Raw genomic sequence first — 25,042 nt, forward strand, 5'->3', positions numbered from 1 at the left:
GGTGCGGGGCCGGGTGCGGTTCGGCGGGGTGGGCAGTGGCGTCCGGGTCGGACGGAGCGGACGGCCCAGAAGGAGCGGACGGAGCGGGCTCGGTGGTCCGGGTGGCTTCGGCGCGCACGATGGCGCCGATGGCGGCGAAGACGTCGAAGGGCATGGTGGATCTCCTGCGGTACGGCATGGAAGGGGGACGCAGGAAGCCGGGCCGGGCCCTGCACGGCCGGGGTGGGTGGTGCGTGGGCCCGAGGTTGCCCGGCGGGACCCTTCAGCAGCGCAGGACGACGCCTCGTGCGCCTGCGGCCTCGGACCCGGTTCGTCCGGGGTACGGGGGCCGTGGCGGGGCGGGCCGGGCGAGGTCGTGCACGGCGTACGCCCCGGTGAGCAGCAGCGGTGGCTGACCGCAGCCCGTCACGCGGGTCGGGCCCGCGCGGTGGGCGCCGGCATGGAGCGGGACGGCTCCCGGGCTGCGGCGACGCTCGGCGGGTTCGGGGCACTCGTCGGTGCCCGGGGCGGCCAGCGGCAGCGGTTCCCCTCCCCCGGCGGGGGCCTCCTGGGCGGTGACGCAGTGCGCGCCGGCCACCCACGGCCGGGCCTCGGCGGCATCCGCCCCGCCCAGCAGCACCAGCGCGGCACCCAGCAGCGCCGTCACGGCACACCGGGCCACGGAGTGCCAGTGCCGGGGCGCACGCCGCATGCCGAACCTTCCCGAGGAGAGGGCCCCAGTCAACCGCTCCGGCCGTTCCCGGAGCACGTCCGGCTCACCCGCCGGTGGCGGGGTTTCACCCGTCCGGCCGGACCGCCCTTCCACCGGCCGGCCGCCGGGACCTCGCCCGCGCTGCCGACACGGAGGCAGGCATCGCCGAGGACCCGTCGGACGAGCGGGAGACCGACGCGGCGGTGGTCCGCGCCGTACGGTGGCCGGCGCTGTGCGGAGCACCCGGCGGACGGGCCCGGTGGACGGGTGCCGGGGACCGGGCGCCTGGGACCGCTCGACACGTCGGCCGGAGACCGAGGGAACCGGGCCGGTTCGCCGTCCTTCATTCGACCGGAGGTTCTGCTTCAGCCTCCTGGCCGATTCCGCACATTCGGTCACCACGGTCACTCTTGGTTCGCCCACGCAGCGTTATTCTGCCCACCACCTGCGCAATCTGTATAAAATTTCACACTGCCCCTTTCCCAGGACCACGCAGCGTGATCCAATGGGGATAGGAGCTGCACAATATCTGCCATACCGGCCAGCGCCGAATATGCACAACTGGCAACTCCCCACTATCCTTTGCCCCGGCATCTGCCGACCCGACGGGCAGAGAACGAGCTGGTCCGCGAAATTCGCGACTCCCGACATGCCGCGTATTCGCCAACGCACCGCCCGGTGCACCCTCCCCGCCCCGCTGCAGCCCGATCGGCCGACTCCTGTCCGATTAACGGAACGCCGGGGTCCGGAATTCTCGGGGAAAATGTCACGGGAGCAATGGCAATGGACGCGCAAGAAATGGTTTTCCTGGAAGGCGGCCCCGAGGGCGTGCCGTGCACGTGCCAGATCTCGGACCTCGCCCTCGCCGACAGCGGGCGAGCGGTCGTGTCGTACTGCGGATGCAACGAGCACTACGAGTCGACCGGCGAGATGGAGAAGGTGGCGGGACAGTTCCTCCCCGTCTTCCGCTGGAGCTACAGCACCCGGATCGCCGAATAACGAGGACCGGGTCGTCCTTCCGAAACTCCGTCACCCACACCTGGCGATCGCCTCCGTGCGATGAGCGGGCCACTGCCTGCCGGGCCCGCCACCGCACGCACCTCCCCCACCGCACGCACCCGCGTGCCGCATTCCGGAAGGGCTGCCATGGCACTCCAGCAGCACAACACCGCGCCCTGCCAGGAGGCGACAGCCGTCCTCGGCCTGGCATGCCGTGTCCCCGGAGCTCCCGACCCGCGGATGTTCTGGCGTCTGCTCTCCCAGGGCAGGGCCGCGATCACCGACCCGCCCCCTGACCGCTTCGGTGCGGGCCCCGGCCGGCCCGGCGGCTATCTCGACCGGATCGACCTCTTCGACCCCGAGTTCTTCGGCATCTCACCGCGAGAGGCGTCGGTCATGGACCCGCAGCAGCGGCTGTTCCTTGAGCTGTCGTGGGAAGCCCTGGAGGACGCGGCACTGGTACCGGGCTCGCTCGCGCGGAGCCGCACCGGTGTCTTCGTCGGCGCGATGTGCGACGACTATCCCGCACGGCTCTACCGAAGCGGCGCCGAGGCATTGACGCCGCATACGTTCACCGGCACTCATCGCAGCATCATCGCCAATCGTGTGTCCTACGCCCTCGGGCTGAGCGGACCGAGCCTGACCGTCGACGCCGCCCAGGCGTCGTCCCTGGTGGCGATCCGGCTGGCGTGCGAAAGCCTGGCCAGGGGCGAGTCGGATCTGGCGATCGCCGGCGGTGTCAACCTCCAGGCCGTGCCGGAGAGCACCTCGGCCGCGGAGCTGTTCGGTGCCCTCTCGCCCGACGGCCGCTGCTTCACCTTCGACTCCCGTGCCAACGGGTTCGTCCGCGGTGAGGGCGGCGGGGTCGTCGTCCTCAAGCCTCTGAGCCGTGCCCTGGCGGACGGCGACCCCGTCCTCGCGGTCATCCGCGGCAGCGCGGTGAACAACGACGGCGCCACGCCCGGCCTCACCGTGCCGGACGCCGGGGCGCAGGAAGAAGTGGTGCGGGCGGCGTGCCGTGCAGCGGGGGTCGCTCCCGCCTCGGTCCAGTACGTCGAGTTGCACGGGACCGGGACCGAGGTCGGCGATCCGATCGAGGCCGAGGCCCTCGGCGCCTCTCTCGGCGGGGGCCGGGTACCGGCGTCGGCGCTGGCGGTGGGCTCGGTGAAGACCAATGTGGGCCACCTCGAAGGTGCCGCCGGTGTCGTCGGACTGATCAAGACGGTGCTGAGCATCGAGCACCGGGAGCTGCCGGCCAGTCTCAACTTCGAGCGGCCCAATCCGGCCATCGATCTGGACGGCCTGGGGCTGCGCGTCCAGCAGGTCCTCGGGCCGTGGCCGCGCCCCGAGGAGCCGCTGATCGCCGGGGTCAGCTCTTTCGGCATGGGCGGTACCAACTGTCATCTCATCGTCACCGGTCCTCCTGCCGAAGGCCGTTCCGAGGACGACCGGGCACCGGACCCGAACGCGACACGGACACCGGACCCGAACGCGACACGGACACCCGATCCGAACGCGACGCGGCCCTCCGTCGCGTGGGTGCTCTCGGGCAGGAGCGAGCAGGCACTTCGCGCGCAGGCCGCCCGGCTGCGCACCCACGTCGAGGAGCACCCCGCGCTGCGGCCGGCCGATGTCGCCTGGTCCCTGGCGGTCGACCGCACCGCGTTCGAGCACCGCGCGGCGGTGGTCGGCTCGGACCTCGGCGATCTGCTGACCGGGCTGGACGCCCTGGCACAGGACAGCCAGTGCCACGGGCTCACCCGGGCATCGGTGGGCGCCGCCGGGCCCGGCAAGTGCGCGGTGCTCTTCTCCGGCCAGGGCAGTCAGTACCCGGGCATGGCGTCGGGTCTCCACGAGCGGTTCCCGGAGTTCGCCGAGGCGTTCGACCAGGTCTGCGGGCAACTGGACCCGCTTCTCGACCGGCCCCTGCGCGACGTGGTGTTCGCCCAGGAGGGCACGCCCGAAGCGGAGTTGTTGCACCGGACGGTCTTCACCCAGGCGGCGCTGTTCGCGGTCGGGACGGCGATGTTCCGGCTGTTCCGGCACTGGGGTCTGCGGGCGGATCTGCTGGCGGGCCACTCCATCGGCGAGCTGACCGCCGCCCACGCGGCCGGGGTGCTGTCCCTGGAGGACGCCGCGACCTTGGTCGCGGCCCGCGGGCGCCTGATGCAGGCACTTCCTCCGGACGGTGCGATGGTGGCCCTGGAAGCCACCGAGGAGGAGGTCCGTTCCGGTCTCGCCGGGCTGGCGGACCGGGTGTCGATCGCCGCGGTGAACGGCCCGGCCTCCCTGGTCGTCTCCGGTGACGAGGACGCCGTCCTCGCGGTCGCCGCGCACTGGAAGGCCGAGCGGCGCAGGACCAAGCGGCTGCGGGTGAGCCATGCCTTCCACTCCCACCGGATGGACGCCATGCTCGCCGACTTCGAGGCGGTCGCCGCCCGGGTCTGCTACCACTCCCCCGAGATCCCCGTCGTGTCGAATGTCACCGGGTTGGTGGCGACCGCCGACCAGTTGTGCACGCCCGGGTACTGGAGCGGGCACGTTCGCCGGACCGTGCGCTTCCACGACGGTGTGCGGACCCTGCGGACCGAGGGCGTCACTACTTACCTGGAGCTGGGCCCGGGCGGTGTTCTCGCCGGAATGGTGGACGAGTGCCTCGGCGGAGAGCCGGCGGCCGTGGTGACCACCCTCAAGTCCGGGGTGGCGGACGACCGCGCGGTACTCGCCTCGCTCGCCGAACTGCACACCCACGGCGTCCCGGTCGCGTGGCGGACCGTGCTCGCCCCCCATGCCCCGCGCCGTACCGCGCTGCCGACCTACGCGTTCCAGCGCGGTCGCTACCAGCTGGACGGGTCCGGTACCCGGCCGCCCGACGCCGGGCGGGAGCGGGAACAGGGACCGGAACAGGGGCACGAGCGGGGACCGGAACAAGGGCAGGAGCAGGGCGACAACGTCCTCGCTCTGGTCCGCAGCGCCGTCGCGGCGGTCCTCGGACACCAGGAACCCGCATCGGTCGACCCGGACCGGGCCTTCCGTGACCTCGGTCTCGACTCCGCGTCCGCCGTCGCCCTGCGCAACCGGCTCAACGCCGCCACCGGGCTCTCCCTCGCGACCGCGGCCGCCTACGACCACCCGAGCGTCACGGCCCTGGCCGCCCACCTGGACACCCTCCTCGGCGGCCGGGCCGCCGAACGGCCCCGCACCGCGGCCGGCCCGCGTTCCGACAGCGACCCGATCGCGATCGTGGCGATGGCGTGCCGCTACCCGGGCGGGATCCGCGACCCGCAGGATCTGTGGCGCTTGGCGGCCGAGGGCGCCGACGCGCTCGGCCCGTTCCCCACGAACCGGGGCTGGGACGTGGACCGCCTGTACGACCCCGTCCCCGGCACCCCGGGGCGGATGTACGTCCGCGAAGGCTTCTTCCTCGACGGGGCCGACGAGTTCGACGCGGGATTCTTCGGGATCGGTCCACGCGAAGCCCTGGCGATGGACCCGCAGCAGCGGCTCCTCCTGGAGACCTCCTGGGAAGCGCTGGAGCACGCGCAGATCGTCCCCGACGACCTCCGGGGCACACCGGTGGGAGTCTTCGTCGGCGTCACCTCCCAGGAGTACGGCCCGCCCCTGGCGCAGGCCGGCGACGGGCTCGACGGCTACCTGCTCACCGGGACCACCACCAGCGTCGCCTCGGGCCGGATCGCCTACGCGCTCGGACTCGAGGGACCGGCGATCACGATCGACACCGCATGCTCCTCCTCGCTGGTGGCCATCCACCAGGCCTGCCAGTCACTGCGCGCCGGGGAATGCACCCTGGCGCTGGCAGGCGGTGCCACCGTGATGGCCACTCCCGGCATGTTCGTGGAGTTCAGCCGCCAACGCGGGCTCGCCCCCGACGCCCGGTGCAAGGCCTTCGCCGACGGCGCCGACGGCACCGCCTGGGGCGAGGGCGTCGGCGTGATCGTCGTGGAGCGCCTCTCCGACGCCTTGAGCAACGGCCACCCCGTCATGGCCACCATCCGCGGCTCGGCCGTCAACCAGGACGGTGCCAGCAACGGCCTCACCGCCCCCAACGGGCCGTCCCAGGAACGCGTCATCCGGGCCGCGCTCGACCGGGCGGGCCTCACCCCCGATCAGGTCGACGCGGTCGAGGCGCACGGCACCGGCACCGCCCTGGGCGACCCCATCGAAGCCCAGGCCCTCCTCTCCGTCTACGGCCGGCCCCGTCAGCACCCCCTCTACCTGGGATCCATCAAGTCGAACATCGGTCACACCCAGGCGGCCGCGGGTGTCGCCGGCGTCATCAAGATGGTCCAGGCGATGCACCACGGCACTCTCCCCAGGACCCTCCATGTCGACGATCCCTCGCACCAGGTGGACTGGGACAGCGGCCAGGTGACCGTGCTGACCGAACCCACCGCCTGGCCCGCGGTGGACCGGCCGCGCCGGGCCGCCGTCTCCTCGTTCGGCATCAGCGGGACCAACGCCCACCTCATCGTCGAGGCTCCGCCCACGACACCGGAGGCCCGCACCGAGGAATCCGGCGACGCCCTGCCGTGGCTCCTGTCAGCGCGTACCGAACAAGCCCTCCGGGACCAGGCGCGGCGGCTCCACGACCACCTGACCGCCCGTCCCGACCTGCGCCCCGGCTACGCGCTGGCCACCACCCGCAGCCACCACTCCCACCGCGCCGCCGTCACCCGGGACCACCTCGGGGGTCTGGAAGCCCTGGCCCGGGGCGAGGCCGCCCCCGGTCTCCTCACCGGCACCGCCCGGGACACCGGCAGGACCGTCTTCGTCTTCCCCGGCCAGGGCACCCAGTGGGCCGGTATGGCGGTGGACCTCCTGGCCGAGTCCGCCGTGTTCCGCGATCACCTGCAGGCCTGCGCGACCGCCCTGCGGGCCTACGTGCCCTGGGAACTCACCGAGGTGCTCCACGGCGGGATGGACCGGGTCGACGTCATCCAGCCCGCGCTGTTCGCCGTCATGACCTCGCTCGCCGAGCTGTGGCGGAGCATGGGCGTCCGGCCGGACGCCGTCATCGGCCACTCCCAGGGGGAGATCGCCGCCGCCTACACCGCCGGGGCGCTGTCCCTGGAGGACGCAGCCAAGGTGGTCGCCCTTCGCAGCAGGGCCATCACCGCCCTGGCCGGCACCGGCGCCATGGCCTCGGTGCCGCTTCCCGCCGCGCAGGTGGCGGCACGGCTGGCGGCGGAGTACCCCGGGGTGCTCGACATCGCCACCGTGAACGGCCCGACCACCACTGTCGTGTCCGGCGACCCGATCGCGGTCGGGCACATCATCAGCGCCTACCGGGACGACGGGGTGCAGGCCCGCAGGATCCACGTGGACTACGCCTCGCACTGCGCCCACGTCGAAGCGATCCGCTCCCCGATCCTGGCAGCCCTGGACGGGATCACCCCCCTCCGCTCGAAGGCCGCGTTCTACTCCACCGTCACCGGCGAACGGACCGACACCAGCGGCCTGGACGCGCAGTACTGGTACCGGAACCTGCGCGACACCGTCCAGTTCGAGCGGACCGTCCGCGTCCTCGCCGCGCAGGGCCACCGCACCTTCGTCGAGTGCAGTCCCCATCCTGTCCTCACCCACGCCATCGAGGACACCCTGGAGGACGTGACCGTCGCCGGATCGCTGCGGCGCGGCGACGGCGGCCTCGCACGCTTCCTCGCCTCCGCCGCCGAGCTCCACGTGCACGGCACGAGGATCGGCTGGCGGCAGGGGCTGAAGGGCCGGAACCCCGGTCCGGTCGCCCTGCCCACCTACCCCTTCCAGCGGCGGAGCTACTGGTCCCGGCCGGCCGTCCGCGCGGGAATCGAGGAGGGCGGCCACCCGTTCCTCGGTGCGGCCGTCGACCTCGCCGGCGACGGCGGGCTCGTCCTGACCGGCCGGCTCTCCCTGCACGACCACCCGTGGCTGGCCGACCACACCATCGCCGGCACCGTGCTCGTCCCGGGCACCGCCTTCGCCGACCTCGCCCTGCACGCCGCCGACCGCACGGGATGCGACCGCGTCGACACCCTCGTCCTCGAAAGCCCCTTGGCCCTGTCCGAAGGCTCCGGCGCCACCGTCCAGCTCACGGTCGCCGCCGCGGACGCCTCCGGTGGCCGCGGGTTCGAGATCCACTCGCGCACGGAACCCGGCCCATGGGTCAGGCACGCGACCGGCAGACTCACCGACGCGGCAGGCGACGCGGCGAACGGCCCGGCGGACGACCCGGCGGACGACCCGGCCGGTGCCCCGCCCACCTGGCCCCCAGAGGGCGCCACGCCGGTGGCCGCCGCCGACGTCTACCGGACGCTCTCCGCCGACGGCTACCACTACGGCCCGGCCTTCCAGGGCCTGCGCGGCGTCTGGCACCAGGACGGCACGGTCTTCGCGGACGTCGAACTCGACGAGGAGCAGCACACCGGCGCCGACGGCTTCGGCATCCATCCGGCACTGCTCGACGCCGCGCTGCACGCCCTGTCCGTCACCGGCCTGCTCGGCAGGTCCGGCCCCGGCGACATCCGTCTGCCGTTCTCCTGGGAATCGGTGGCCCTGCACGCCACCGGAGCCACCTCGCTGCGGATCCGCGCCACCCTCGACGGCACCGACAGCGCCACCCTGGCCGCCTTCGACCCCGCGGGGGCCCCGGTCCTCACCGTCGGGTCGCTGGCCACCCGGCCACTGCCGGTCGAGCGCCTCGGCCCGCCCGTGGCCGGCCACGGCCAGGACGATCTGCTGCACCTGTGCTGGACCCCGCCCGCACCCGTGGCCGCGAAGGACCGGCCGACCCGGCGGTGGGCCTGGATCGGCCCCACGGAACCCGCCCCCGGCGTCATCCGCGGCTACCCCGACCTGGCAGCGCTGGCAGCCGACACCGCCGCGGACGGCCCCAGGCCCGATGCGGTGATCACCGCCCCCCTCCACGACGGCCCCGGTCCGGTGCCTGGCACCCACGAGGCCGCGCACCGGACTCTCGCCCTGGTGCAGCAGTGGCTGGGCGAGGACGCGTTCGCCGATTCCGGACTGGCCGTCATCACCCGGCGCTCGGTGGCCACGCACCAGAGCGAGGACATCCCCGACCCGGCCGGTGCGGCCCTGTGGGGCCTGGTCCGCTCCGCACAGACCGAGAACCCGGGCCGGTTCGTCCTGGTCGACATCGACGACCACCCCGACTCCTGGAACGCCCTGGCCACCGCGCTGGACTCCGGCGAGCCCCAGCTCGCCCTGCGCGCCGGCGAACTCCTGGTCCCACGCCTGACCCGGCTCACCGCCGCCGACGCGCTGACCCCTCCCGAGGACGCGCCCTGGCGGGTGGACATCACCGAACGCGGCACGCCGGACAACCTCACCACCGTCGAGAACACCGCCGCCGGCCGGCCGCTCGCCCCCGGAGAGGTCCGCGTCCACGTCCGTGCCGCGGGTGTGAACTTCCGCGACGTCCTCGTCGCGCTGGACATGTCCCCGGAACAGGACGCCATGGGCCTCGAAGGTTCCGGAGTCGTGGTCGAGGCCGCCCCGGACGTGCGCTCCTTCGCGCCGGGCGACCGGGTGATGGGCCTGATGCGGGGCTCCTTCGGCCCCGTGGCCGTCACCGACCGGCGGCTGATCACCCGCATGCCGCCCGGCTGGTCCTTCGCCACCGCCGCCTCCGTTCCCGTGGTGTTCCTGACCGCCTACCACGGACTGGCCGACCTGGCCCGGGTACGCCCCCACGAACGGGTGCTCGTCCACGCCGCGACCGGCGGCCTGGGCATGGCGGCACTGCAACTCGCCCGCCTGTGGGACGCCGAGGTCTTCGGCACCGCGAGCCCCGGCAAGCGCGGGGTACTGCGGTCCCTCGGGCTCGACGACGACCACATCGGCGACTCCCGCAGCCTCGGCTTCGCCGACCACTTCCGGCGCAGCACCGCCGGGGCCGGCGTCGATGTCGTCGTCAACTCCCTCGCCCAGGAGTTCGTCGACGCCTCACTCGGCCTCCTCTCCCCGGGCGGCCGCTTCGTGGAGATGGGCAAACTCGACCTGCGCGACCCGGCCGACATCGCCACCAGCCACCCCGGGGTCCGCTACCGCCCCTTCGACCTGCTCACCGCCGACCCCGACCGCATCGGTGAGATCCTCACCGTCCTCTCCGGACTGTTCGAGGAAGGGCGCCTCAGCCCGCTGCCCGTCACCACCTGGGACGTCCGGCAGGCCCCCGCCGCGCTGCGGCACTTCGGCCAGGCCCGGCACACCGGCAAGATCGTCCTCACGATGCCCGAACCGCTGCGCCGCGACGGCACCGTGCTGATCACCGGGGGCACCGGGACGCTGGGCGGCCGACTGGCCCGCCACCTCGCGACCGAGCACGGCGTCAGCCGCCTGCTCCTGACCAGTCGGCGCGGCCCCGAGGCGCCGGGCGCGCCCGAGCTCGTCGAGGAACTCGCCGGACTCGGTGCCGAGGCGACCGTCGCCGCGTGCGACGCGGCCGACCGCGACGCACTCGGACGCCTCCTGGCCGGCATCCCCCCCGAGCACCCGCTGACCGCCGTCGTCCACGCGGCCGGAACCCTCGACGACGGCGTGATCCCCGCCCTCACCCCTCAACGGCTCGACACCGTCCTGCGGCCCAAGGCGGATGCCGCGTGGAACCTCCACGAACTGACCCGCGACCTCGATCTGTCGGCCTTCGTGCTGTTCTCGTCCGTCACCGGCGTCCTCGGCAGCCCCGGCCAGGCCGGCTACGCCGCTGCCAACGGCTTCCTCGACGCCCTCGCCCACCACCGCCGGGCCCACGGGCTGCCGGCGCTCTCCCTCACCTGGGGGCTGTGGGAGCAGCAGAGCACCCTGACCGGGGGGATGGGGCGCACCGACCTCACCCGGATGGCGCGTTCGGGTGTGGCGGCACTGCCCACCGCCGCCGGCCTGGCACTCTTCGACGCGGCCTTCGGGTCCGCTCTCGCCGTCCTCGCTCCGGTACGGCTGGACCTGCGCGCCGTCGAGGACGCTCCCGTCGTCCTGCGCGGGCTGGCTCCCCGCCGGCCCGGCCGCCGGGCGGCGCACCGGAGCACCGATCAGCGGTCCGCGGCGTCCTTCGCCGAGCAGCTGGCCGCCACGCCGGGCAGCGCGCGGCGCCGGCTGCTGGTGGACACCGTCCGGGCCGAGGCCGCGGCCGTGCTCGGCCATCGCGCCCTGGAGACCATCGGTGACGACGACGTGTTCAGGGCCATCGGCTTCGACTCGCTGTCGTCGGTCGAACTGCGCAACCACCTGAGCGCCCGCACCGGGATCCGGCTGCCCGCCACCCTCGCCTTCGACCACCCCTCACCCGCCGCCCTGGCCGCTTTCCTGGAGTCCAGGCTGTCCCCCGGGCCCGCCGTCGAGCCGGCTCCCCGCTCTCCCCTCACCGAGCTGCGGACGCTTCGAGCGGCCCTGCTCAGCGACCCGCCGGCTCCCGGCGACCGGAACGAGCTCACGGAATTCCTCCAGGAGTTGATCTTCGACCTGTACGGCATCGACGAGGCGTCCGACCGCGCGACGGAATCCGACAACGAGTTGCTCGCTCGCCTGGACAGCGAGCTGAACACCGACTGAACCGAGGCACCAGGACATGGCAATCGACCAACGGACCCGGGACTACCTCCAGCAACTGACCGGCGAACTCCGGCAGACCCGCCGCCGCCTGCACGAGGCCGAGGCGCACCGCCACGATCCGGTCGCCATCGTCGGCATGGCCTGCCGCTTCCCCGGCGGGGTCAGCACTCCCGACGAGCTCTGGGACCTCGTGGCAGCCCGGCGGGAGGCGGTGCGGGGCTTCCCCGTCGAGCGCGGCTGGAGCCCGGAGAACCTGTACGACCCGGACCCGGACAGCCCCGGCCACAGCTACGTACGAACAGGGGGATTCCTCGACGGAGCCGACCTGTTCGATGCCGAGTTCTTCGGGATCAGTCCCCACGAGGCGCTCGCCATCGACCCCCAGCAGCGCCTGCTCCTGGAAATCGCCTGGGAGGCCCTGGAACGGGCCGGTGTCGACCCGCACTCCCTGCGCGGTACGGCCACGGGTGTCTTCACCGGCATCATCGGCCAGGAGTACGCCTCCCTGTCCCACCACGGCCCCGAAGGCGTCGACGGCTACCTGCTGACCGGGAACACCACCAGTGTCGCCTCCGGCCGGATCGCCTACACCCTGGGGCTGGAGGGCCCCGCGATCACGATCGACACGGCCTGCTCCTCCTCGCTCGTGGCCCTCCACCTCGCCTGCCGGGCGCTGCGGGACGGGGAGTGCGACCTGGCGCTGGCCGGCGGCGCGACCGTGGTGGCGGACCCGGGCATCTTCCTGGAATTCAGCCGCCAGCGCGGGCTCTCGCCCGACGGCCGGTGCCGGCCGTTCGCCGAGAGCGCCGACGGAACGGTGCTCGGCGAAGGCGCGGGCCTGCTGCTCGTCGAACGCCTGGCGGACGCCGAGCGCCATCACCGTCCCGTCCTGGCCGTCGTCCGGGGCTCCGCGGTCAACCAGGACGGTGCCAGCAACGGCCTGACCGCACCCAACGGGCCGTCCCAGGAGCGGGTCGTCCGAGCCGCCCTGGCCCACGCGGGACTCCGGCCGGACGAGGTGGACGCCGTCGAGGCCCACGGCACCGGCACCAGGCTCGGCGACCCCATCGAGGCCCAGGCCCTCCTCGCCGCCTACGGGCAGAGCCGCGAGCTGCCGCTCCACCTCGGCTCGGTCAAGTCCAACATCGGCCACCCCCAGGCGGCCTCCGGCGTCGCCGGGATCATCAAGATGGTCCAGGCCATCCAGCACGGCGAGCTCCCCGCCAGCCTGCACATCGACCGGCCCACGTCCGAGGTGGACTGGGACGGCGGGAACCTCGCCCTGCTGACCGAAGCCACCGACTGGCCGGCGACGGGACGTCCGCGCACCGCGGCCGTCTCCTCCTTCGGCATCAGCGGCACCAACGCCCATGTCATCCTCCAGCAGGCCGCTCCACCCACCGCCGACCCCCCGGCCGAGTCGCTCCCGGCGCCGGGCCCGGCCCCCTGGGTGCTGTCCGCCCGCACCCGCGACGCCCTCGGCGCACACGCCCGGCGGATCGCCGGCTGGCTGGACGACCACCCCGGCCACGACCCGGTCGACGTGGCCTCGACCCTGGCCGGCCGGGCACACCTGGAACACCGGGCGGTCCTGCTGGCGAACCACCGCCGGGCCCTGTCGGCGCTCGCCGCCGACGGCTCGGACCCCGCCCTGGTCACCGGCAGCACCAGGCCGGGCCGGACCGCGTTCCTCTTCAGCGGACAGGGAAGCCAGCGCTACGGCATGGGCCGTGAACTCCACGCGGCCTTCCCGGTCTTCGCCGAAGCCCTGGACGCCGTCTGCGAGGAACTCACCCCGCACCTCACCCCGCACCTCGGCACGCCCCTCGGCACGCCCCTCCGCGAGCTCGTCCTCGGCGAGCGGGACGAGCGCGACCTGCTGGACCGGACGGCCTTCACCCAGCCGGCCCTCTTCGCCGTGGAGACGGCGCTGTACCGCCTCCTCGAACACCACGGACTCCGGCCCGACTTCCTGCTGGGGCACTCCATCGGCGAGCTGACCGCGGCCCACGTCGCCGGGGTGCTGTCGCTGGAGGACGCCTGCACCCTGGTGGCGGCCCGCGGACAGCTGATGCAGGACCTGCCGGCCGGTGCGATGGTGGCGGTCGAAGCCTCGGAGGAGACGATCGCCCGGCTGCTGACCGCCGAACCCGAGGTGACCGTCGCCGCGGTGAACGGTCCGGCCGCGACGGTCCTCTCCGGGGCCGAGGCCCCCGTGCTGCGGATCGCCGAACACTGCCGGAGCCTCGGCCACCGCACCCGACGGCTCCGGGTCGGCCGGGCCTTCCACTCACCGCTCATGGACCCCGTGCTCGACCGGCTGGAGACCGTCGCCGCGGCCCTGAGCCTCAACGAGCCCGCCCTGCCCGTCGTCTCCGACGTGACGGGACGCCTCGCCGAGCCCGGCACCCTGACCTCCCCCCACTACTGGGCGCGACAGGCCCGGGAGACGGTGCGCTTCGCGGACGGCATGCGCTGTCTCCACGAACTGGGAACGGTGCGGTTCCTGGAGCTCGGCCCGGACGCCGTGCTGACCGGGATCGACCCCGGTCTCCCCGACGACGAGGCCCCCGCGGTCATCACCCCCACTCTGCGCCGCGACCGCCCCGAAGCCGAATGCCTCACCGAGGCGCTCGCCGAGATGTACGTGTCCGGCGCTCCCGTCGAATGGGGCGGTCCGCGCACCGCGAACGCCCTTCTCCCGCTGCCCACCTACCCCTTCGAGCGCCGGAGCTACTGGCTCTCCTCGCCGGCCTCCGGCCCCGCGGACGCCGCCGGACCGCAGCGGGAGCGCACCGCACCGCCCTCCCCGGCGCCCGCCGGCCCGGACCGGGCGGCTGCCGCCTCGCCCCTGGCCCGGAAGATCGACGGCCTCGACGAGGCCGACGGGCACCGCGCCCTGCTCGCCCTCGTCCGCGACTGCGCCGCGGCGGTCCTCGGCCATGCGCAGTCGGCCACCATCGCCCCCGATCAGGCGTTCAAGGCCATGGGCTTCGACTCGATGACCGCGCTCAGGCTCCGCAACCGCCTGAGCGGGGAGACCGGGCTCCGGTTGCCGGCCACCCTGGTCTTCGACCACCCGACACCGTCGGCCGTGGCGTCCCACCTCCGGGCCGAGCTCCTCGGCCGGGCCGCGACCGGGCCGACGCGCTCCGCCCCGGCCGCGCCGGAGGAACCGATCGCGATCTGCGGCATGGCGTGCCGCTACCCCGGCGGAGTCACCACGCCCGAAGGGCTGTGGGAGGTGGTGGCGAACGCGGCGGAGGTCATCGGCTCCTTCCCCACCGACCGCGGCTGGAAGCTGGACGGCCTGTTCCACCCCGACCCCGACCACTACGGCACCTCCTACGCGGACCGGGGCGGCTTCCTGACCGACGCCGACCGCTTCGACCCGGAGTTCTTCGGCATCAGCCCCCGCGAGGCCCTGGCCATGGACCCCCAGCAGCGGCTGCTCCTGGAGACGGCCTGGGAGGCCCTGGAGCGCGGCGGGTTCAACCCGCACCGACTGGCCGGCACGGCCACCGGCGTGTTCAGCGGCGTCGTGAACCTCGGCTACGGCTCCCGGCTGGCGTACGTGCCGGGCGACCTGGAGGGCTACCTCGGCACCGGCACCACCACCAGCGTGGCCTCCGGCAGGGTGGCGTACACCTTCGGATTCGAGGGCCCGGCCATCACCGTCGACACGGCCTGCTCCTCCTCCCTGGTCGCCGTCCACCTGGCGGTCCAGGCACTGCGCCGGGCCGAGTGCGACCTCGCGCTCGCCGGCGGCGCGACCGTCATGGCCACACCGCAGCCGTTCATCGAGTTCAGCCGCCAGCGGGGGCTGGCGCCCGACGGCCGGTGCAAGCCCTTCTCCGCGGCCGCCGACGGGACCGCGTGGGGCGAAGGAGCGGGAATCCTGGTGCTCCAGCGGCTCTCGGACGCCCGCCGGGAGGGCCGGCCGGTGCTCGCGGTCATCCGCGGCTCCGCCGTCAACCAGGACGGTGCCAGCAACGGCCTCACCGCCCCCAACGGACCCAGCCAGCAGCGGGTCATCGCCCGCGCGCTCGCCGACGCCCGGCTCACCGGCGCCGACATCGACGTCGTCGAGGCCCACGGCACCGGCACCGCGCTCGGCGACCCCATCGAGGCCCAGGCCCTCCTGGCCGCCTACGGCCGGGACCGTCCCGCCGGGCAGCCGCTCCATCTCGGCTCCGTCAAGTCGAACATCGGCCACACCGTCGCGGCCGCCGGCGTCGCGGGCGTCATCAAGATGGTCATGGCGCTCACCCACGGGCTGATGCCGCAGACCCTCCACGCCGACGAACCCACCCCGCACGTCGACTGGTCCGACGGAACCGTCTCGCTGCTCACCCGGAGCCTCCCGTGGCGGAGCGGAGGCCGCCCGCGCCGCGCCGCGGTGTCGGCCTTCGGCTACAGCGGCACCAACGCGCACGTCATCCTCGAAGAAGGACCGCAGGAAGCGGCGGCGCCCGAGAGCGCCCCGTGCGCGGCGTCCCCCTCGGCGCCGGTGACCTGGCTGCTGTCGGCCAGGACCGCGCCCGCGCTCCAGGCCCAGGCGGCGGCACTCCGGGAGCTGAGCCACGAAGGCCGTCTCGCCGACATCGCCGCCGCGCTCGCCCGGCGCCCGCACTTCCCGCACCGGGCCGCGATCACCGCCACCGGTCCCCAGGAGCTGGCCGACGCCCTCACCGCCCTGCGCGACGGGCGCCCCGACCCGGCCCTGGTCCAAGGGGTCGCGGCGCAGCAGGGCAAGACCGTGTTCGTCTTCCCGGGCCAGGGCAGCCAGTGGCAGGCGATGGCCCACGAGCTCCGGGACAGCAGCGGGACCTTCCGGGAGGAACTCGGCCGCTGTTCCCGGGCGCTGGCCCCCTACACCGACTGGGACCTCCTGGACGTCCTGGCGGGCGCGGCGGGGGCTCCGGACCTGCACCGTGTCGACGTGGTCCAGCCCGTCCTGTTCGCGATGATGGCCTCCCTCGCCGCACTGTGGCAGGCCCACGGTGTGCACCCGGACGCCGTGGTCGGCCACTCCCAGGGCGAGATCGCGGCCGCGTACGTCGCCGGGGCCCTCACCCTGGACGACGCCGCGCGCGTGGTGGCCCTGCGCAGCAAGGCATTGACCGCTCTCGCCGGCACCGGCGGCATGGCCTCGGTCGCGCTGTCCGCCGACGAGGTCGGCCGCCGGATCAACGGGCAGGCCGGCAGCCTCACCGTGGCCGCCGTCAACGGCCCGGACGCGACGGTGGTGTCCGGTCTCCCGGACGCCCTCGACGGCTTCCTCGACCGCTGCCGGACCGACGGCGTGCGGGTCCACCGGATACCGGTGGACTACCCCTCCCACTCCCCGCACGTCGACGCGCTCCGCGCGCACCTCACCGACGTACTGTCGGACATCGGCCCACGGCCGGCCGACGTCCCGTTCTACTCGACCGTGACCGGCCTGGCCACCGACACCACCACCCTGACCGCCGACTACTGGCACACCAACCTGCGCTCGCCCGTCCGGCTCGACCTCGCGACCGAGAGCCTGCACGCCGCCGGATTCCGCACCTTCGTCGAATGCAGCCCCCACCCCGTGCTCACCACGGCCCTCCAGCGCACGCTCGACGCCCTGAGCGAGCCCGGGTCCGGCGCCCACTGCGCGGTGGGCAGCCTGCGGCGCGACAACGGGACCTTACTGCGCTTCCGGCGGTCCCTCGCCGAGGCCCACGTCCACGGTGGGCAGGTCGACTGGGACGAGGTGCACCCCGAGACCCGGGCCTGCCCCGTCACCCTGCCGACGTACCCGTTCCAGCGGCAGCGCTACTGGCTGAACCACACCGCCGGCCCGGGCGACGCCGGCCTCGCCGGCCTCCAGCCGCTCCGCCACCCGCTCCTCGGCGCCGCGCTCGAACTCGCCGACGGCCGGGCGACCGTGCTGACCGGGCAGATCTCCCCCGAGTCGCACCCCTGGACCGCGGACCACACCGTGGCCGGCACCACGCTCTTCCCGGGCACCGGCCTGGTGGAGCTGGCGCTCCAGGCGGGTGCGCGGTTCGGGCTCGAACAACTCGGCGAACTCACCGTCCACCGGCCCCTCGCCCTGCCCCCGCGCGGTGCCACCCAACTCCAGCTCGTGGTCGACGAGGCCACCGCGACCGGGGAACGCCCCTTCACCGTCTCCGCCCGGCCGCAGCCCACCGACGACGACCGTGCCGAAGCGCCCTGGCAGCAGTACGCCTCGGGGGTCCTCGCCGCCGCGCCGCCGGACCCCGTGAATCCGCCGCTCGCCGGTGCCTGGCCGCCCGCCGGAGCCGAGCCAGTCGACCTCACCCACCACTACGACACCCTCGCCGACCTCGGCCTCGAGTACGGGCCCGCCTTCCAGGGGCTGACGGCCGCCTGGCGCTCGGGTCCGGACCTCTTCGTCGAGGCCTCGCTCGGCGAGGGAGCGGAGGCCGACCGCTACGGCCTCCATCCCGCCCTGCTCGACTCCGTCCTGCACGCGATCGCCCTGCTCCCCGACACCGACACCCCGCCGGGGTCGGTACGGCTCCCCTTCTCCTGGAGCGGAGTCGTCCCCGCCGCGACCGGACCGTCCGCGCTCCGCGCACGGCTGACCCCGATCGGTGCGGAGGCCGTCGCCCTCACCATCGCCGACCCGACCGGAGCGCCGGTCGCCGAGATCGCCTCCTTGACCACCCGGCCGATCAGCACGGACCAGATCCGCTCCATCGTCTCCACCCACCACGAGGACCTGTACCGGGTGGAGTGGTCGCCGCTGCCCGCGTCCGCGCCCCCGGGGGCCGCCACCGCCCCGTGGGCGGTGGTGGGACACCTCCCGCAGGACCCGCCCGCGCCGTGCTTCCCGGACGTCCCCGCCCTCGCGGGCTCCCTCTCCCGGGGGGCGCCGGTACCCGAACTCGTCGTCGCACCCGTCACCACCGTGTCCGACCCGACCGCGCCCGACGCCACCGTGCCCGCCGCGCACCGGGCCGCCCAGTACGCCCTGCGCCTGCTCCAGGACTTCCTGGCCGAGCCCGCTCTCGCGTCCGTCCCGCTCCTGGTCACGACGTGGGGGGCGACCCCCGGCTCGGCGGGCGAGGACGGCCCCGACCCGGCCGGAGCCACCGTATGGGGCCTCGCCCGCAGCGCGCAGTCCGAGCACCCTGGCCGGATCGTCCTGCTGGACCTGGAACCGGGCACCCACCCCGGCCGGGACGTCCTGGCCGCCGCCGTCGCCGACGGCGCCCCCCAGCTCGCCCTGCGCGGCGGGTCGATGCTCGCCCCCCTGCTCCGGCCGGTCCCCCGCGAGCCGGCCGAGGCCCCGGCCACGACCGGCACCGGGACGTTCCTGATCACGGGCGCGACCGGCACGCTCGGCGCCCGGCTCGCCGAACACCTGGTGACCTCCCGGGGAGTGCGCAGTCTGCTGCTCGTCAGCCGGAGCGGGCCCGCCGCCGAGGGAGCGGACCGGCTCCAGGCACGGCTGATCGAGCTCGGAGCGGAGGTGGACATCGCCGCCTGCGACATCACCGACCGGACGGCGCTGGCCGAGACCCTGAACCGCATCCCCCCGGACCGTCCGCTCACCGGGATCGTCCACGCGGCCGGTGTGCTGGACGACGGCACCCTGGCGAGCCTGACGCCCGAACGTCTGGCGCGCGTACTCGGGCCCAAGATCGACGGAGCCTGGAACCTGCACGAACTGACGGCCGGCAAGGACCTGTCCACGTTCGTCCTGTTCTCCTCGCTGGCGGCGGCCCTCGGCAATCCCGGCCAGGCCAACTACTGCGCGGCCAACGCCTTCCTCGAAGCCCTGAGTGTCCGGCGCCGGGCCGAAGGACTCCCGGCCACCGCCCTCGGCTGGGGCCTGTGGGGCGAGGCCAGCGGAATGACCCAGCACCTCACGGCGGTGGACCGGGCCCGGATCGACCGGGCCGGCATCAAGCCGCTCGGATCCGAGCACGCGCTCCAGCTCCTCGACACCTGTCTCGGCCTGCGGGCGCCGGTGCTCTGCCCGGTCCAGGTCGACCTTCCCGCGCTCCGGCCCCTCCTGGCTGCCGGAACCGCCTCGCCGCTGCTGCGCGGCCTGGTCCGCAACGTGCCCAGGCGGCCCAGCGCCGGTCCGCGGGCCCCGTCGGTCGCCGACGACCTGGCCGGTCTGCCCGAGCCGGAGCAGCGCCGACTCCTGCGGGAGCGGGTCGGTGACACGGTGGCGGCCGTCCTCGGCCACTCCTCCCGGCACGGACTCGACCCGGACCTCGCGTTCAAGGACCTCGGCTTCGACTCGCTCGCCGCCGTCGAGCTCCGCAACCGGATCGCCGCGACGACCGGGCTCGCCCTGACGGCCACGGTGGCCTTCGAGCATCCGACCCCCACGGCCCTGGCCGACTTCCTGTTCGGCGAACTCGCACCGCCCGCGGCCGACCCCGGGCAGGAGCTGCTGGCCGCCATCGAAGCCCTCGCGGCTCCCCTGGCCTCGCTCCCGCCCCAGGAGCCGGCGCGCGCCGCGGCCCGGGACCGGCTGCGCCAGCTCCTGGCCGGCCTCCCCGACGGAACGCCGGACCGAACGCCCGACGGAACGCCCGACGGAACGCCCGACGGAACGCCAGACCGAACGCCAGACCGAACGCCAGACCGAACGTCCGACGGTGCCGACCGGGTGCGGCACGCCGACGCCGGCGAGCTCTTCGACCTCATCGACCGTGAACTCGGCCGCAACCGCACCTGAAGGAGAACGTGTCGTGTCCGAGAACGAGAAGCTCCTCGAGTACCTCAGATGGGTGACCGCAGACCTTCAGGAAGCCCGTCGGCAGCTGGCCCGGACCCGTGACGAGCAGGCCGAGCCCATCGCCGTCGTCGGTGCGGCCTGCCGCTACCCCGGCGGCATCCGCAGCCCGCAGGACCTGTGGGAGACCGTCGCCTCCGGCGGCGACGCGATCGCCGGGTTCCCGACCCGACGGGGGTGGAACGTCCGCGAGCTGTACGACCCGGACCCCGAAGCGGCCGGCCGCAGCTCCACCCGCCACGGCGGCTTCCTGTACGACGCGGACGGGTTCGACCCGGAGTTCTTCGGCATCAGCCGGCGGGAAGCACCCGCCATCGATCCCCAGCAGCGCCTTCTCCTCGAAGTCTCCTGGGAGACCCTCGAACGGGCCAGGATCGTGCCCCGCAGCCTCCGCGGCAGCCCCACCGGCGTGTTCATCGGCTCGATGTACAACGAGTACGGCTTCCGCTTCGCCGAGCTTCCCGGCGAGCACGAGGGCCACCTCGGGAACGGCAGCGCCGGTGGCTTCGCCTCCGGCCGGGTCGCGTACACCTTCGGCTTCGAAGGGCCGGCGCTCACCGTCGACACGGCCTGCTCCTCTTCCCTGGTCGCCATCCACCTGGCGATCCAGGCCCTGCGCCAGCAGCAGTGCGACCTGGCGCTGGCCGGCGGTGTCACCGTCATGGCCACCCCTCAGCTGTTCGTCGAGTACAGCCGGCAGCGCGGCCTGGCCCCCGACGGCCGGTGCAAGCCGTTCGCCGCAGGCGCCGACGGCACTGGCTTCAGCGAGGGTGTCGGCCTGCTGCTGCTCCAGCGGCTGTCCCGGGCGGTCCGCGACAACCGGCGCATCCTCGCGGTCGTCCGCGGCTGCGCGGTCAACCAGGACGGCGCCGGCAACGGGCTCGGCACTCCCAGCAGCCAGGCGCAGGAGCGCGTCATCACCCAGGCCCTGGCCGACGCCCGGCTCACCGGGGCGGACGTCGACGCCGTCGAGGCGCACAGCACCGGCACCCACCTCGGCGACCCGCTGGAGGCCCGGGCGCTGATGGCCGCCTACGGCCGTGCCCGCCCCTCCGGCGCCCCCCTGTACATCGGCTCGGTCAAGTCCAACCTCGGCCACACCCAGGCCGCCTCGGGCGTGGCGGGTGTCATCAAGATGATCGGAGCGTTCGAGCACGGCGAACTCCCGCGGATCCTGAACCTCGACGCGCCGACACCGCAGGTCAACTGGCGGCAGAGCCCGGTCGCCCTGCTGGAGGCCGCTGTCCCGTGGCCTCCGGCCGGACGCCCGCGCCGCGCCGCCGTCTCCTCCCGCGGCGTCTGCGGGACCAACGCCCACCTCATCCTCGAGGAGGCACCTCGGGACCTCACCCCCTCCGACCCCGGACCGTCCCGGCCGGAGGACGGCACCGACAAGGGGTTCTGGCCGCTCTCGGCCCGCTCCGAGGCCGCCTTGCGGGACCAGGCCGGCAACCTGCTGGCGCACCTTGGCGCGGTGCCCGGCAGCCGCTCCGTCGATGTCGGCTGGTCCCTGGCCACCACCCGCACCACCTTCCGGCACCGCGCCGCCGTGGTCGCGAACGACCGCGCCGGACAACTGCGCGGCCTCCGGGCCCTGGCCGCCGGCGCCGACTCGGCCGAGGTCCTCCGCGGCGCCGCGCCGCTCCACCGGACAGTGTTCGTCCTCCCCGGACAGGCACTGACCCGGCTGGACACCGCGGCCGCGTACCTGGAGTCGAACGGTGTCTTCCGGGCGACCGTCGAGCAGTGCGAGAAGGCCCTCGCGCCCCACGTGGACTGGCGACTGACCGATGTGCTCCGCGGCCACCCGTCCGCCCCGCCCTTCGACCGGGAGGACGTCGCGCAGCCCGTCCTGTTCGCCGTCACGGTGGCCCTGGCCGCCCTGTGGCGTTCCCACGGCGTCGAACCCCAGGCGGTCGTCGGGCACGGACCGGGCGAGATCGCCGCAGCCCTGGTCGCCGGGGCCCTCGACCTGGACGAGGCCGCACGCGTCGTCGCCGCACGCGGCCGGTGCCTGGGACAGCCGCAGGCTGGCGCCTCGGTGCGGGTCCGGCTGCCCGCGGAGCGCGTCCGGTCCGACCTCCGGCGGTGGGAGGGCCGACTCCATGTCGCCGCGGTCAACGGCCCGAACAGCACGGTCGTCTCCGGTCCGCAGGAGTCGGCCGACGAGTTCGCCGCCCACTGCGCGGCTCGGAACGTTTCCGCGCGGCGCGTCCCGGGGACGGGCGTGGCACACACCCCCCGGGCGGAGTCCGCCGGGGAGGCGCTGTTCCGGGCCCTCGGCCCCGTCAGCGGCTCGCCGGGCCGGATTCCGCTCTGTTCCACCGTCACCGCGGACCTGCTGGACGGCACGGAGCTCGGCGCCGAGTACTGGTGCCGGAACCTGCGGGACCCGGTCCGGTTCGAGGAAGCCGTGGGGAAGCTGCTCGACGACGGGTTCGACCTCTTCGTCGAATGCGGTCCGTCCCCCGTCCTCCTCGACGCGCTCACCGACACCTTCGACTCCCGGCGCAGCACCGCGGCGGCGGTCGGCGCCCTGCCGCAGGACGAGGACGGGCCGGAACAGTTCCGCCGGGCGCTGGCGCAGGCCTTCGTCCACGGAGCCGACCCGGACTGGGCCGAGGTCTTCTCCGGGGCCGGGGCCCGTCCGATCGACCTCCCCACCTACGCCTTCCAGCACGAGAGCTACTGGATCGACGGCCCCCTCGCCGACGAGCCGCTCGCACGGTCCACCGACGGGCCCCGCGAGACCGCGGATCTGCGCGCGCTCGTCGCCGGGCGGCCGGAGCCCGAGCAGCTCGCGGCACTCTCCGACCTGGTGCGGACGACGGCGGCACGTGTGCTCACCTGCCCGTCGCCGGACAGCGTCGAGGAACACAGCAACTTCATGGAACTGGGCGCCGATTCGCTTCTCGCCCTGGAACTCCGCAAGGAGCTCAACGATCTGACCGGCTTGCAGCTGCCCACCACCATCGTGCTCGACGCGCCCACGCCGGCCGCCGTCGCACGCCGGATGCTCGACGAACTCACCAAGCGGCCCGAACACCCCCGGGAGCGGAAGTCCCTGGACGCGGGCGGGGCCGGCCCCGCCCCGGACGAGGAGGAACTCACGCACATGGACGCCGCCGCGCTCGTCGCACTGGCCCTGGAACACCGGCAGAACGCCTGACACCGGAAAGAAGAAGAAGGATGCCCACGGAATACGACCAGGTGGTCGAAGCCCTCAGGGCCACCCTGGTGGAGAACGAGAAGCTCCGGAGGACGAACGCGCGGATGCTCTCCGAGCGCTCCGGCCCCATCGCGATCGTCGGGATGGGATGCCGCTTCCCCGGCGCGTCCGGCCCCGACGAGCTCTGGAACGTCGTGGCCGGCGGCCAGGACGTCGTCGGAGACCTCCCGACCGAACGCGGGCCCGCCTGGAGGAGGCCGATCGACATCGGCCTGGCGCCCTCGGGCGAGCCCCGGCACATCACCAGCGGCGGATTCCTGCACGACGCCGGGTCGTTCGACGCCGCGTTCTTCGGGATCGGCGACCAGGAAGCGCTGAGCATGGACCCGCACCAGCGGCTGCTGCTGGAAGTGGCCTGGGAGACCGTCGAGTACGCCCGGATCGACCCCCGGCGGCTGCGCGGCAGCCGCACCGGTGTCTACATCGGGCAGATGTACCACGACTATCTCGACCTGGTCCACCAGAGCGACCTGCGGCTCCCCGCGCTGGGCACGTACAACTTCACCGGCAACGCCGGCGGCATGCTGGCCTCCCGCATCTCCTACACCCTCGGGACCACCGGTGCGTCCGTCTCCCTCGACTCGGCCTGCACCTCGGGGCTGGCGGCGCTCCACCTCGGCGTCCAGGCCCTTCACCTCGGCGAGATCGACATGGCGCTGATCGGCGCGGCCGCCATCATGTCCACGCCGTCCCTGCTCGGCTCGCTCCACGCCACGATCAACCTCGCCGGCGACGGCCGCTGCCGGTCCTTCGCCGACGCCGCCGACGGCACCGCGCCGGGCGAGGGGGTGGCCATGCTCCTGATCGAGCGGCTCGCCGACGCACAGCGCCTCGGGCATCCCGTGCTCGCCGTCGTCCGCGGCACCGCGATCGGCCAGGACGGACCGCGCAACGGCGTCCACACCCCCAACGAAGGCGCCCGCCGCCAGGTAATCCGCGAGGCGCTCGACCGTGCGGGGCTCTCCTGCGCGCAGGTCGACGCCGTCGAGGGCCACGGGGCCGGGACCCGGATGAGCGACCCCGCCGAGATCCAGGTGCTCCTGGACACCTACGGCCGGGAACGCCCCCGGGACGAGCCCCTGTGGCTCGGATCGATGAAGTCCAACTTCGGCCACGCCCAGTGCGCGGGCGCCCTCGGTGGCGTGATCAAGATGGTCCAGGCCATGCGGCACGGCGTCCTGCCCCGCACCCTCCATGTGGACGCGCCGACCCGGCTGGTCGACTGGGGCTCCGGGACGGTCCGGCTCCTGACCGAGGCGCGCCCGTGGCCGGGAGGGCGGCGCCCCCGCCGTGCCGGCGTCTTCTCCTTCGGCCTCGGCGGGACGATCGGCCACGCCGTGCTGGAGGAGTGGCCCGATCCGCCCCGGGAACCGTTCTCCGCACCGCAGGGGGCGCTGCCGTGGATCCTCTCCGGGGAGTCCCCGGAGGCCCTGGACGGCCAGCGGAGGAAACTCCACGACCTCCTCTCCTCCCGGCCCTCGTGGCGCGCGACCGACATCGCGTACTCGCTCGCGACGACCCGACCCCAGCTCCGGGAGCGGACGATCGTCCACGGCGCCACCGAGGAGGAACTGCTGCGCAATCTCAGGACCGGCGGTCGAGGAGCGGTCCGACCGGGCGCGAGTGCGATCGCCGAGGCGGCCGAGCATTGGGTGCGGGGCGGTGAGGTCGCGTGGACTCCGCTCTTCGACGGACTCGGCGCCAGGACGGTCGACCTGCCGACCTACGCGTTCCAGCACAGGACCTACTGGCCCGCCCCGACGCGTACTTGACCGCTCGA

General features: G+C 74.1%; 5 protein-coding genes and 1 pseudogene. 5 read left to right on the forward strand and 1 reads right to left on the reverse strand.

Translation table 11 applies throughout. The features are described from left to right. Positions 1-262: 262 nt before the first annotated feature. Entirely contained in the window at positions 263-691 is a 429-nt protein-coding gene (locus ADK60_RS36930; RefSeq protein ID WP_053651182.1) for a hypothetical protein, read from the reverse strand. Between the two features lie 783 nt (positions 692-1,474). On the opposite strand from ADK60_RS36930, the gene ADK60_RS36935 reads away from it, so the two are divergent. From ADK60_RS36935 to ADK60_RS36955, 5 genes and pseudogenes are all read left to right on the forward strand, one after another. Further along, positions 1,475-1,690 carry a DUF5988 family protein gene (locus tag ADK60_RS36935; RefSeq protein WP_053651183.1) on the forward strand — a complete coding sequence of 72 codons (216 nt, stop codon included), beginning with the start codon at positions 1,475-1,477 and terminating at the stop codon, positions 1,688-1,690. Between the two features lie 147 nt (positions 1,691-1,837). Beyond that, positions 1,838-11,260, forward strand: coding sequence for a type I polyketide synthase (locus ADK60_RS36940; protein ID WP_079009009.1), 9,423 nt, complete (start codon positions 1,838-1,840; stop codon positions 11,258-11,260). A 16-nt stretch (positions 11,261-11,276) separates the two neighbouring features. Further along, positions 11,277-19,976: a type I polyketide synthase gene (locus ADK60_RS36945; protein ID WP_053651184.1), complete on the forward strand. Its 8,700-nt coding sequence runs from the start codon at positions 11,277-11,279 to the stop codon at positions 19,974-19,976. Between the two features lie 22 nt (positions 19,977-19,998). After that, positions 19,999-23,202 (forward strand): annotated as a pseudogene (locus tag ADK60_RS36950) (type I polyketide synthase); the annotation flags it as partial. Positions 23,203-23,222: 20 nt separating this feature from the next. Next, on the forward strand, positions 23,223-25,034 hold the full coding sequence (locus ADK60_RS36955) for a beta-ketoacyl synthase N-terminal-like domain-containing protein (protein ID WP_053651186.1): 1,812 nt from the start codon (positions 23,223-23,225) through the stop codon (positions 25,032-25,034). Positions 25,035-25,042: the final 8 nt, after the last annotated feature.

It is taken from the genome of Streptomyces sp. XY431 (genome assembly GCF_001279805.1).
GTDB classification, from domain to species: Bacteria; Actinomycetota; Actinomycetes; order Streptomycetales; family Streptomycetaceae; genus Kitasatospora; species Kitasatospora purpeofusca.